10 protein-coding genes are annotated in these 12,616 nt (G+C 68.0%); 8 read left to right on the top strand and 2 right to left on the bottom strand.

Annotation, left to right across the window (positions count from 1 at the left end; all coding sequences use genetic code 11):
- Position 1: 1 nt before the first annotated feature.
- The 7 genes from AC3WPZ_RS00955 to AC3WPZ_RS00985 are packed head-to-tail and all read left to right on the top strand — an operon-like array spanning position 2 to position 8,644.
- A complete protein-coding gene (locus AC3WPZ_RS00955; RefSeq protein ID WP_492437778.1) occupies positions 2-2,113 on the top strand; it encodes an NAD-dependent epimerase/dehydratase family protein in 2,112 nt (703 codons plus the stop codon).
- The gene (locus tag AC3WPZ_RS00960) at positions 2,110-3,231 is read left to right on the top strand and encodes a glycosyltransferase (protein ID WP_492437780.1); all 1,122 of its coding nucleotides are present in this window, start codon (positions 2,110-2,112) and stop codon (positions 3,229-3,231) included. Before AC3WPZ_RS00955 ends, AC3WPZ_RS00960 begins: the two co-directional genes overlap by 4 nt.
- Positions 3,232-3,244: 13 nt before the next feature.
- Complete coding sequence (locus tag AC3WPZ_RS00965; protein ID WP_492437782.1) at positions 3,245-4,444, top strand: glycosyltransferase family 4 protein; 1,200 nt, start codon at positions 3,245-3,247, stop codon at positions 4,442-4,444.
- 3 nt (positions 4,445-4,447) lie between these two features.
- Entirely contained in the window at positions 4,448-5,989 is a 1,542-nt protein-coding gene (locus AC3WPZ_RS00970; protein ID WP_492437784.1) for a hypothetical protein, read from the top strand.
- Positions 5,974-7,164 (top strand): glycosyltransferase family 4 protein, encoded by a 1,191-nt coding sequence (locus AC3WPZ_RS00975; protein WP_492437786.1) that lies wholly within the window; start codon positions 5,974-5,976, stop codon positions 7,162-7,164. Before AC3WPZ_RS00970 ends, AC3WPZ_RS00975 begins: the two co-directional genes overlap by 16 nt.
- Positions 7,161-7,322, top strand: coding sequence for a hypothetical protein (locus AC3WPZ_RS00980; protein WP_382158240.1), 162 nt, complete (start codon positions 7,161-7,163; stop codon positions 7,320-7,322). The genes AC3WPZ_RS00975 and AC3WPZ_RS00980 overlap by 4 nt, the downstream gene beginning before the upstream one ends.
- Before the next feature lie 8 nt (positions 7,323-7,330).
- Positions 7,331-8,644: a putative O-glycosylation ligase, exosortase A system-associated gene (locus tag AC3WPZ_RS00985; RefSeq protein ID WP_492431997.1), complete on the top strand. Its 1,314-nt coding sequence runs from the start codon at positions 7,331-7,333 to the stop codon at positions 8,642-8,644.
- A gap of 22 nt (positions 8,645-8,666) precedes the next feature.
- On the opposite strand, the gene AC3WPZ_RS00990 is transcribed toward AC3WPZ_RS00985, so the two are convergent.
- A complete protein-coding gene (locus tag AC3WPZ_RS00990; RefSeq protein ID WP_382158236.1) occupies positions 8,667-10,088 on the bottom strand; it encodes an oligosaccharide flippase family protein in 1,422 nt (473 codons plus the stop codon).
- A 341-nt stretch (positions 10,089-10,429) separates the two neighbouring features.
- Between AC3WPZ_RS00990 and AC3WPZ_RS00995 the strand changes: the two genes are divergently transcribed.
- Positions 10,430-11,587 carry an acyltransferase family protein gene (locus AC3WPZ_RS00995; RefSeq protein WP_444686477.1) on the top strand — a complete coding sequence of 386 codons (1,158 nt, stop codon included), beginning with the start codon at positions 10,430-10,432 and terminating at the stop codon, positions 11,585-11,587.
- A gap of 10 nt (positions 11,588-11,597) precedes the next feature.
- Here the strand turns inward: AC3WPZ_RS00995 and AC3WPZ_RS01000 are convergent, their stop codons facing one another.
- Complete coding sequence (locus AC3WPZ_RS01000; RefSeq protein WP_492437789.1) at positions 11,598-12,299, bottom strand: 4'-phosphopantetheinyl transferase family protein; 702 nt, start codon at positions 12,297-12,299, stop codon at positions 11,598-11,600.
- Positions 12,300-12,616: the final 317 nt, after the last annotated feature.

The raw sequence follows: 12,616 nt of genomic DNA on the forward strand, positions 1-12,616 counted from the left end.
TGTGAGCAACAAGAAGAAGGTGCTGCTGGTCGGCGCCGGCAATATCGCCAAGACCCACGCGGCCGCGCTGCGCGAGATCCCGGGTGTGGAGCTGTATGGCGTGTTCGACGTGAACGCCGCCACCGCCCAGGGCCTGGTCAAGGAATTCGGCGCGGGCCGCGTGTTCAACTCGATCGAGGAAGCCGCCGCCTCGGACGCCGACACCGTGCACGTGTTGACGCCACCGGACTTCCACCTGTCTTCCGCCATGCCCTTCGTGGCCGCGGGCAAGACCGTGCTGCTGGAAAAGCCGGTGGGCGTGAGCACCGCCGAGTGCGAGCAACTGCGCGAAGCCGCAGGTCAGTCCGGCGCCGTGATCGGCGTGAACCAGAACCTGGTGTTCAACCCCGCCTACGTGCAGCTCAAGGAAGCCATCGCGTCGGGCCGCCTGGGCAAGCCGCGTTACCTCGACTACGTGTACGAAGTGCCGCTGCGCCAGCTGGCCGCGCGCCAGTTCGGCCACTGGATGTTCCGCAAGCCGCTCAACATCCTGCTGGAGCAGGCGGTGCACCCGCTGTCGCAGGTGCTCGACCTCGCCGGTTCGGTGCGCGAGCTCTCGGTGCTGGCCGAGGACCCGGTGGAAATCTCGCCCGGCGTCGGTCTTCACAACGCCTGCCAGGTGTCGCTGCGCTGCGAGCGCATGCCCGCCCACATGCGCTTCCATGTGGGCGCCGAATTCACCGTCTGCCGCATGACCGTGGTCTGCGACGACGGCGTGGCGGTGGCCGACATGTTCGCCAACCAGTTCCACACCCTGGAGCGCACCGCCTACATGGAGCCGGTGGACGCCTGGCTGTCGGCGCGCGCCACTGGCAAACAGGTGAAATCGCAAGGCTTCTCGGTGCTGCGCGACTACGTCATGGCCACGGCCAAGCTCAAGCCGCGCTCCGATGCGTTCTACCTGGGCATGAAGGGCAGCCTGCAGGCCTTCTACCAGGAGCTGCAGAGCCAGGGCAAGCCCCGCATCGACCTCGACTTCGGCGCCGAGTTGGTCTCGGTCTGCGAGCAGATGGCCGCGGCCTTCAAGCCCTTGCCCGCGCGCGCCACGCCGGTGGCCGAGCCCGCGCCCACGGGTGACCTGGTCGTGGTGCTGGGCGGCACCGGTTTCATCGGCTCGCACACCGTGGCGGCCCTGCTGGGCCAGGGCCACCGCGTGCGCGTGATGGCGCGCGGCGTGAACAACCTGCAGCCGGTCTTCAGCCGGCCTGGCGTGGAGATCGTGCGCGGCGACGTGAAGAACAAGGCCGACCTGGAGCGCGCGATCGCCGGCGCCCCCTACGTGATCAACCTCGCGCACGGCGGCGGTGGCGCGAACTTCGAGGCCATCCGCGCCGCGATGGTCGATTCCGCCGTGATGGTGGCCGAGGTGTGCCGCGCGGCCGGTGTGCAGCGCATGGTGCACGTGGGCTCCATCGCCAGCCTGTTCCTGGGCGATGCGGGTGAGACCATCACCGGCGCCACGCCACCGGACCCCCGACCCGAGACGCGCGCGGACTACGCGCGCGCCAAGGCCCTGGCCGACCAGGCCTTGATGGATATCCATCAGAAGACCGGCTTCCCCATCGTGCTGATGCGCCCCGGCCTCGTGGTGGGTTCGGGCACCTCGCCCTTCCACAGCGGCCTGGGCTTCTTCAACAACGACCAGTACTGCGTCGGCTGGAACGGTGGCCAGAACGCCTTGCCCTGGGTGCTGGTGGGCGACTGCGCCTCGGCCATCGTGGCCGCCGTCACGGCGCCCGCCGCGCCGGGCCGTGCCTACAACCTGGTGGGCGATGTGCGCCCGAGCGCGCGCGAATACCTGGCCGACCTCTCGCGCACCGTCGGCCGTCCGCTGAAGTTCGTGCCGTCGTCCCCCACCGGCCTGTGGCTGGTGGAGATGGGCAAGTGGCTGATCAAGCGCGTGACCGGCCGCGCCGTGGCCCGACCGTTCAAGCGCGATCTGATGTCGCGCGGCCTGCTGGCCAAAATCGACTGCAGCAACGCCAAACAGGACCTGGGCTGGCAACCGGTGGGCGATGCCGCCACCTTCCACCGCCAGGCCATGGCCGTGCACGCCGGAGAAGGTTCTGCATGAGCGAGGGCGCACGCCCCCCGCGCGTGCTGCTGCACGCCTTCTCGACCTTCAAGCTGGGCGGGCCGCAGGCGCGCTTCGTGCAACTGGCCAATGCCCTCGGGCCGGGCTACCGCCACCTCATCGTGGCGATGGACAACTGTTTCGACGCCGGTGAGCGGCTCGACCCGGCGGTGAACTGGGAGCCGATGCGGCTCGAGGTGGTCAAGGGCGGGGCGCTGGCCAACCGGGGCGCCTTTCGCGCCTTGCTCCAGCGCCTGAAACCCGACCTGCTGCTGTCCTACAACTGGGGCGCCATCGAATGGGCGGCGGCCAACCTGCCGCGCGTGGTGCCGCACGTGCACGTGGAAGACGGCTTCGGCCCCGAAGAGGCCGCCCGGCAACTGCCGCGCCGCGTCTGGATGCGGCGCGTGCTGCTGGGCTGGAACCGCGTCTCGGTGGTGGTGGCCTCGCGCAACCTGGAGCGTTTGGCCACGGGCGTGTGGAAGCTGCCGGCGCGCCGGGTCACCTTCATCCCCAATGGCGTGGACATTCCCGCGGCGGCGCGCGCGGTGTCGGTGGAAGAAGGCCGGCCGGTGTGCATCGGCACGGTGGCCGGGCTTCGGCCGGAGAAAAACATCGCCCGCCTCATCCGCGCCTTCGCCGACGTGCGGGCCCGGCGTTCCGCCCGCCTCATCGTGGTCGGCGACGGCGCGCAGCGCGGCGAGCTGGAAGCGCTGGCGCAGCAGCTCGGCGTCGCCGCCGACGTGGAATTCACCGGCTACCTCAAGGACCCGTCCGCGCGCCTGACGGACTTCGACCTGTTCGCCCTGTCGTCGGACACCGAGCAACTGCCGATCGCGCTGCTCGAAGCCATGGCGGTGGGCATGCCGGTGGTGGCCACGCGCGTGGGCGACGTGGGCGACATCCTCTCGGACGTGTCGCCCGACAACCTCTGCGAGCCGCAGGACGGCCCGTTCGCCGCCACCCTCGCGCGCGCCCTGGACCAGCAGCCCCTGTGGCCGGCGTGGGCCCGGGCCGGCCGCGAGAAGGTGCAGGCCTCGTACGCCAAGGCCCTCATGACCGCCCAATGGAAGCGGGTGTTCGATGGCCAACTTCACCGATCCTCTGTGGCGGCCTGAGGCCGCTCGACCCATGAAAATCCTGTACCACCACCGCACGGCATCGAAAGACGGCCAGGCCGTGCACATCGAAGAGATGATCGAGGCCTTGCGCAGCGAGGGGCATGAGGTGCGCGTGGTCAGTCCGGGTGGCGACGAGCCCGAAAGCAGCGCGCCAGGGCAGGGCGGCAATGGCCAGATGGGCAGCGACATGGGCTGGGTGCACCGCCTCAAAGCCCTGATGCCCAAGGCCTTGTACGAACTCATGGAGCTGGCCTACAGCGTGCTGGCCTACCGCAAGCTGATGAAGGCCGCGAAAGACTTCCGGCCCGACGTCATCTACGAACGCTACAACCTCTTCCTGCTCAGCGGCCTGATGGCCAAGAAGCGGCTCGGCATTCCCTTGCTGCTGGAGGTGAACGCGCCGCTGGTGTTCGAACGCTCGCAGCACAGTGGCGGCCTGGCCCTGCAGGGGCTGGCCCGCTGGGCCGAGGGTGTGGCCTGGCGCGGCGCGGACTGCGTGCTGCCCGTGACCAATGTGCTGGCCGACCACGTGCGCGCCCGCGGCGTGCCCGACTCGCGCATCCAGATCATCCCCAACGGCATCAACCGCGCGCACTTCGCCCAGGCCCCGACCCAGGAGACCGCCAAGGCCCACCTCGGCCTGCAGGGCCGCCTGGTGCTGGGCTTCACCGGCTTCGTGCGCGACTGGCACGGCGTGGACCGCATCGTCGACTGGATGGCGTCCCCGCAGGCGCCGTCCCACACCCACCTGCTGGTGGTGGGCGACGGCCCGGTGCGCGAAGCGCTCGAGCAGCAGGCCCGGCGCCTGGGCCTGGCCGACCGCGTGACCTTCACCGGCGTGATCCACCGCGACCGGGTGCCCGCGCACGTGGCCGCCTTCGACGTCGCCCTGCAGCCCGCCGTGACGCCCTATGCCTCGCCCCTGAAACTGATGGAATACCTGGTGCTGGGCAAGGCCGTCGTGGCGCCCGCCACCCCCAACCTGCTGGAGGTGCTGACCCACGAGGACAACGCCCTGCTGTTCGACGAGGCCGTGCCCACGGGCATGCAGGACGCGCTGACGCGCCTCTGCACCGACGACAGCCTGCGCGAGCGGCTGGCCGTCGCGGCGCACGACACCATCGACCGGCTCAGTCTCACCTGGACGGGCAACGCCCGGCGGGTGGTGGCGCTGTCGACCTCCCTGGCCCAGGCTTCCCCGACGAGGTGAACCATGACAACGCGAAGCACCGACTCTCTTTCGAGCAAAGCGGCCCTGGGCGGCCTGTTGCTGGTGCTGCTGGTCGCGTTCGGCTTGCGCTTCATGGCGATCCGGGCCGATGGGGGCCTGTGGTTCGATGAAATCTTCGGTGCGAGCTACGTCAACCTGAATCCGCTGGACGTGGTGGTCGCGGTGATGCGCTTCGACATCCATCCGCCGCTGTACTACCTGCAGCTCAACGCCTGGGGCGTGTTCTCGAAACAGGACACCTGGCTGCTCCTGAACTCGGTGTTCTGGAGCCTGGGTTCCATCGTGGTGGTGTACCTGGGCGTGGCCGCGCGGGCCGGCCGCCGCGCCGCGCTGCTGGCCGCGGCCTTCACGGCGCTGCTGGGCAGCGAGATCTACTACGCCTCCGACCTGCGCATGTACGCCATGCTGGGCTGCAACGTGCTGCTGCTCTGGTACTGCGTCGACCAATGGCTGCTGCACGGCCGGCGCGGCCACTGGTGGGCCATGTGCCTGCTGGTGCTCTCGCTGTCCATGCTGCACAGCATCGCGTTCATCGCGGTGGGGTCGGTGCTGTGTTACACGCTGATCCGCTGCTGGGTGGCCGGCGAGCGCCGCCGCCTCAAGCCCCTGCTGGGGTTCATCGGGATTTCGGGTGTGTTGCTGCTGCCCTGGCTGGCGAACGCCAGCTTCCGTTCGGTGTCGCACACCCGCATGCCGAGTTTCGACAGCGTGGCGCAGACCCTCGGCGGCTGGCTGCTGGGCTACTTCCCCGGGGCCACGACCACGCAGTACGCGGTGGCCGCTGCCCTGGTGCTGGCGCTGGTGTTCTACCTGCTGGTGTTCGGCTCGGCCTACGTGAGGGCCTGCGTGGTCTCGTTCGTGGTGCTGCCGGTGCTGGTGGTGGGGGTCATCTCGCTGGTGCTGCGGCCCATCTGGCTGGACCGCACGCTGGCCTACACCTCGCCTTTCCTCGCCGTGGCGCTGGCCGTGCACCTGCACGAGCGCCTGCGGCCGGACGCGCGCCTGCGGGTGTGGGGCGCGGCGCTGGTGGTGGCCTTGCTGGTTTTCGTGGCGGCCTATGGCGCCGGCTGGGAGCGGCTGCAGGCCCCGCGCAAGATGGACTTCCACCAGGTCGCCCGGCACATCGCGCAGCACAACACCGAGCGCCGCGACATCTACGTGCCGTCCAACGTGCGCTACTGGGCCACGGCCCGCTACCTCCAGGGGCCGGGCTGGGGCAGCCTGCTCGCCATCCAGGACCCGGCGAAGATCGACGATTCCGACACCTGGCGCCGGATCTACCAGAAGCTGGGCGACACCTGGCTGGAGCGGCTGCACCTGAAGGGCACGGCGCGTTTCATCGACACGCCCCATGGACGCCTGTGGATCGGCTACAGCCCGCTGCCCGACGAGGTGGTAGCGCGCGGCTACTACCTGGTGGGCGACAACAACGACCGCGACAAGGCCCAGCCCTGCCCGCAGGGGCGCGAGACGTCCCGGAAAAGTTTTGAAGGTGTGATGGTGTTCGAATGCAAAAATCCCTGAAGCCCCTTCGCATCCTGCTGTTCTCCAGCCTGTACCCGAGCGAGGTGCGGCCCATCCACGGCATCTTCGTCGAGACCCGCCTGCGCGAGCTGCTGAAAACCGGGCAGGTCCAGGCCAAGGTGGTGGCGCCGGTGCCCTGGTTCCCGCTGAAGTCGCCTCGCTTCGGTGAATACGCCCAGTTCGCGGCCACGCCGCGCCTGGAGCAGCGCAACGGGCTGGAAGTGCACCACCCACGTTACCTGCTGCTGCCCAAGGTCGGCATGAACCTCGCGCCCTACACCATGGCCCTGGGGGCCCTGGCGACGGTGCGGCGCCTGCAGAAGCAGGGCTTCGATTTCGACCTGATCGACGCCCACTACTACTACCCCGACGGGGTGGCCGCCGGGCTGCTGGCGCGCTGGCTGAAAAAGCCCTTCGTCGTGACCGCGCGCGGCACCGACCTGAACCTCATTCCCGAGTACCCCTTTCCCCGCAAGCTCATCCTCCAGACCGCCGAACAGGCGCAGGCCTCCATCGGCGTGTGCCGTGCGCTCATGGATTCGCTCGCCGCCCTCGGCGCGGACTCGGGCAAGCTCAACACCTTGCGCAACGGCGTCGACCTCGAGCGCTTCACCCCCGAGCCGCGCGAGGCCGCGAGGCAGCGCCTGGGCCTGGATGTGCAGGGGCCGTACCTGCTGTCGGTGGGCCACCTGATCGAGCGCAAGGGCCACCACATCGCGATCGAGGCGCTGCCCGCCATGCCGGGCGTGACCTTGCTGGTGGCCGGGGGCGGGCCGGAGCAGGGCGCCTTGAAGGCGCTGGCGGCGCGCCTGGGCGTGAGCGAGCGCGTGCGCTGGGTGGGCGTGGTGCCGCAGACCGAACTCAAGTGGTGGTACAGCGCGGCCGATGCGCTGGCCCTGTGTTCCAGCCGCGAAGGCTGGGCCAATGTGCTGCTGGAGGCCATGGCCTGTGGCACGCCGGTGATCGCCACCAACATCTGGGGCACGCCCGAGGTGGTCAGCCAGCACGCCGCCGGCCTGCTGATGGCGCGCCGTGACGGGCCGGCCCTGGCCGAGGCCTGGGGCCGGCTGATGGGCGACCTGCCCACGCGCGCGGCCACGCGCGCGCACGCCGAAACCTTTTCCTGGGACTCCACCACCCAGGGGCAACTCGACATCTTCAGGAGGTTCGCATGACCGAAGGCTTGCTGCTGTTGGCCGAACTGGTGCTGCTCGCGCTGCTCTTGCTGGCGGTGCGGCGCAAGGCCCGCGATCCGAAGACGCCCGACATGGGCTTCTTCTCCTACGAGGTGCTCACCGATGACGCACCGCCCGCGCCGAAGAAAAGGAACTAGGAACCGCCATGCGTGACCTGCTGGTCTTCGGGGCCGTGCTGCTCTTCGTGCCCCTGGGCTTTTCGAACGCCTTCATCGGCTACCTGCTGTGGGGCTGGGCCGGCCTGATCGCCATGAACAGCTACGTGCACGGCTTCATGGGCGCAGTGCCCTTCGTGCAGCTGTTCGCTCTGGTCACCATGGCCTCGCTGCTGATGCGCCGGGGCGACCGCTTCGAGCGCATCGAGATCAACCGCACCACGGTGCTGATGATGCTGTTCGCGGTGCACGGCTTCTTTGTCGCGCTGTTCGCCTACCCGGGCCTGGACCGCAACTGGGAGCTCTTCGGCAACTTGGTCAAGACCGTGCTGTTCTGCCTGTTGATGCCGGTGTTCGTGACCTCGCGTTACCGCATCCATGCCATGGTGGTGATGGTGGTGCTGGCGACGAGCTTTCACGGCGCCCTCGATGGGCTGAAATTCATCGCCAGCGGCGGCGGGCACAACGCGCGCGGCATCGCCAAGTTCGGTGACAACAACCACTTCGCGATGGTGCTGCTGATGGTGTTGCCGCTGCTGTACTACCTCTACCAGATCTCCTCGCGCAAGCTGGCCAAGATCGGCTTTGCCGTGCTGCTGCCGCTCACGGCCTTCGCCGTGGTGGCCACGGCCTCGCGCGGCGCCCTGATCGGCCTGTGCGTGATCGTCTTCTTCATCCTCATGAAGAGCCGCAACCGCATGATCGGCATCGTGATCGTGGCCATCAGCGTGGCGGTGGTGGTGCAGCTGGCGCCCGATTCGTGGTCCGAGCGCATGGAGACCATCAAGACCGCGAAGGAAGACGATTCCCTGCTGGGCCGTTTCGGCGCCTGGCGGGTGAGCTCGTCCATTGCCCTGTCCAACCCGGTCTTCGGTGGCGGTTTCCGGGCCGTGCAGTCGTCCGCGCTCTGGGACTCGTTCAAGGATGGCCCCACCTTGCTGCCCTTCATCGAGGTCGCGCCAAGCAGCCCCTCGGGCCTGGCCGCGCACAGCATCTGGTTCGAGGTGATGGGCGACATGGGCTTCATCGGCTTCCTGCTGTTCGTCGCGCTGGTGGCCAATGCCTTCCTCACGCGCCGGGAAATCCTGAAGCTGACCAAGGCGCGAGGGCCCTCGCTGCGCTGGGCGTCCGACCTGGCCGACATGCTGGGCGCCGCCCTGCTGGCCTTCGTGGTGACGGGCTCGCTGCTCAGCGCCGCCTACTTCGAGCTGCCCTACATCTTCCTGATCCTGATGGAGGTGCTCAAGCAGCACGTCCGCAAGACCGTGGCGGCCAGCAAGGTGCCGCCGCCAGCCCCGGCCTGAGGCCGGTGGGCGCGGGGGCCGTTCAGCCCGCCGCGTCCTTCTTGAAGATCAAGGCCACCGCGCTGTCCTGGAAGCGCCGCAGCTCGGCTTCGATCGGCGGCTTCATCAGCATGATGCAGGCGTACCAGGCGGCGACGAACATCACGCCGTTGAACAGCAGGCTGAAGAAGATCGGGAAGTTGGGGTGCACGTAGGTCTTGAGCGCGTAGCTGAAGGTCCCGGTGATCAGCGAGATCAGCACGATGGGCACATTGCCCCGCAGCCACTGGCGCACGCCCAGCCCGAAGTAGACCTTGTTGACCATGACGTAGAGCGGAATGCCCACGATCTGGCCGATGGCCATGGCGATGCCGAAGCTCACCAGGGTGCCGTCGAACAGCATGATGGCCAGCACCACCTTGATCAACAGCACCAGCAGCGAGGGCACGGCGGCCGCATACGGCTTGCCGATGCTGGTGAGCGCGGGTGTGACCAGGCGAAAGAGGATGCCGGCGGCCCCCGTGAGGCACAGCCAGGGGATCACGTCGATGCTGGCCACCCACTGCGGACCGAACAGGAACAGGATGATCTCCCGGTCCATCACCATCATCCACACCATGGCGGGGATGATGACCACGGAGATGTACGACGAAGCCTGCTGGATCGCCGCCGCCATGTCTTCGTTGGCGTGGTGCAGCTTGGAGAGGTAGGGCAGCGCGAAATAGTCGATGGTCGACTTGAGCACCGTGTAGGGCAGCGAGACCGCCGAGGCGGCCTTGCTGAAATAGCCCACGGCCGCGGGCGTGCTCATCTTGCCCAGCATCACGTCGGGCAGCGCCGCGTCCAGGGCCGCGACGGTGGAGGTGACGATGGTGCCGGTGCCGAAGTGGGTGATCTTCTTCCAGCCCTTGAGGCTGGGCAGCCACGGGATGGGCGTGGTGGAGTACCAGTGGTAGGCCGCGCCAGTGACGATGATGTTGACCAGGTTGGCCCAGGCCATGGTCATGTGGCCGTGGCCGGTGTAGGCCAGGGCGATGGTGGTGATGAAGTAGGTCACCACCGAGATCGCCATGACCTTGGAGGTGCGCTTGACCTCCAGGTTGCGCGTGAGCAGGGCGTAGGGGATGGAGCCGAACGGAATGAAGACGAAGCCGATGGCCAGCACCTTGACCACGTCGCCGACCTCGGGTGTCTTGAAGAACACCGACCACACATCGGACGTGAAGAACAGGATGGCGGCGACGGTCCAGGACGTCACCAGCAGCACGCCCAGCGCGGTGCGGATGGTCTGCTGCGTGACCTCCTTCTCCTTGACGATGTAGGAGAACACACCGAAGTCGCGGAACACGTGCGCGAAGGTGATGAGGATGGCGCTCATCGAGAAGATGCCGATGTCCGTGGGGGTCAGCAGGCGCGCCAGGATGACCGACAGGGCGAAGTTGGCGACCGTGGCGCCATTGCTCACCAAAAACTGCAGGCCGATTTTTTTTCTTATGTTCAACGGAGGTTCCCGGATTTTCGTTGGGGCAGGGGGGCACGCGGGTGCGGCGGCGCGGCGGTGGCGAGTGCCTCTGGGCGGTTCACGGGGGGCTCAGGTGTTGCGTGGCATTGTAGTGAGCCGACATGACTCGACGGCGTCTGGTTTCGAAGGTTTTCCAGTGGTACGGCAGTGTGTACGGGTTTCGTCGCGTTTGGGGCATTCGATTCCTCGCCAGATGTGAAGCAATGCGGAATCCCACCACTTTTGCGGGTCCACTTTGTCAACTATTTGTTACATTGAGCGTCCCCCCCAGACGGAGTTCCCCCATGCCCGCGACCAGCGATGCCGCGCGCCCCGCCGCGACGATGACGCCCGCGCTCTCCGTGTGGCTGGACCTGTGCCGCGTGCTCGCGGCCCTGGCGGTCTACATCGGGCATTCGGTCTACCTCAAGGTGGCGCCATCGGCGCTCACGCTCACCTGGCACCGGTCGGCCGACGACGCAGTGATCGCCTTCTTCGTGATCTCCGGTCTGGTGATCGCGCACACCACCCGCGATCGCCAGCTCAGCGGAGGGCGGTACGCGCTGGCGCGCCTCTCGCGCGTGTACTCCGTCGCGCTGCCCGCGGTGCTGCTGGCCCTGGCCATCGATCTGGTCGGGATGCGGCTCAACCCCAGCCTGTACACACCCGACTGGCAATACCCCAGGCTCTGGTTCTACCTGCCGTTCCACTGGTTGTTTCTGGGCGAGACCTGGTTCGGCGCCATCCAGCCGTTCAGCATGGCACCGTACTGGTCGCTCGGTTACGAGGTCTGGTACTACGTGTTGTTCGGCGTGGCCCTGTTTCTGCGCGGGCCGCTGCGCTGGGTCGCCCTGATCGGGGTACTGGCCGTGATGGGGCCGCGCATCGTGCTGCTGCTGCCGGTCTGGCTGCTGGGCGTCTGGCTCCAGCGGCGCCTGCCCGGCCTGCGGATGGGGCCGCGCGCCGCTCGGCTGCTCATGGGCCTTGCCGTGGCCGCCTACCTGGTGTTTTTCCTGTCGGGCCTGCGGGGCGTGACCGACGAGGCATCGCGCCGCCTGTACGCCGGTTTCAGCCAGGTCCTGCCCGTGCCTTTCGACCCGGGTTCCACGGTCCATGTGCTGTCGGACTACGTGGTGGCCCTGATCTTCGCGGGCTTCGTCATCGGCTGCGCGCGTTGTGAATGGGACTTCAAGGGGGCCGGGGCGCGCTGGATCCAGCGGCTCGCCGGCTTCACCTTCAGCTTCTACCTGATCCATTTCACCCTGCTGGTGTTCGCCAGCGCCCTGGGCCTGTCGCAGCCCGGCTGGGGCCTGTACGGCGTGCTCCTGCTGGCGGTGCTGGCCGCCACCTGGGCGCTGGCCCAGGTGGGCGAGCTGCGGCGCGACTGGTACCGCGCGCGCCTGCTGAGCCTGTGGAACGCCGGTGCCTGGTGGCGCCGCGACCGGCCCCGCGCGGGCGCCTGAAAGCCGTCCGCTACATCGCCAGGTGGCGGTCGGTGTCCGCCAGGCGCGCGCAGGCGGCCTGGCCGGGGAATGGCAGCGCCAGGCTGTGCACCGCCATGGCACAGGCCTGACCCTGGACGTCGATCGCGGTGAACCGAGGCTCGGTCTCGATCCCCGCCTCGAACACCCCGGGCTCGATGGACAGGCCGCTGCCCAGGGCTTTGAGGCAGGCTTCCTTGCGGGTCCAGCAGCGCAGGAAGGCCTCCAGGCGCTGGTCCGGATCGACCGCGCACAGGGCCAGGAACTCGGCCGGGGAAAAATTGCGCTGCGCCAGCGATTCGAGGTCGTTCATCTCCCGTGGCACCTCGATGTCCACGCCGATCGGCGCGTCGGCGCAAAGCCCGATCAGCGCCCAGTCGCCGCTGTGACTCATGTTGAAGTGGGGCTGCCCCTCGCCCCGCAGGCGCGGTTTGCCGAACGGGCCTTCGACGAAGCTCAGGACGCGCGCGGGCTGGCCCGTGACCTGCGCCAGCAGCTGGCGCAGCGCCGTGTGGCTGGCGCGGTAACGGCGGGCATCGCGCTCGAAATGGAAGCGGCCGGCCTTGGCCCTTTCGGTCGCGCTGAGCAGCGCCAGCTGGTCGGGATCGCCGGGGTCCGACGAGGGCAGGCTCAGGTCGACGAGCCAGAGGGTGATGCCGATGGCTTCGGGTGAGGTCAGGTGCGTGGCGGTCATGCGGAAAAGGCTGCTTGAATGGTCATATTTCCGGGCTGGGAGGAGAAGGGATTCGTCTATAGTGCACGAGCACTTTCCAGTGCAGTGCGACAACCTAGTACTACCTCACTGCTGCCCCGTCCCCAAGTGTGCGGAAATGCACTTAATGGCAGGTACTTTCGCGTTGTCACGATGCTACGTTTGGTAACATCATTCTTTCATGAAGGCAGAGACGTTCACGCCTCGCCGCGCGATGGTGGCGGGGGGTGAATCGCAAGGGACGACACGATGAAACGCTGGACCGCTTCACATCCTGACCGCGGAACAACCGTGACCAT

The sequence above is a fragment of the Hydrogenophaga sp. FW305-3-2-15-A-LB1 genome (assembly GCF_058787875.1).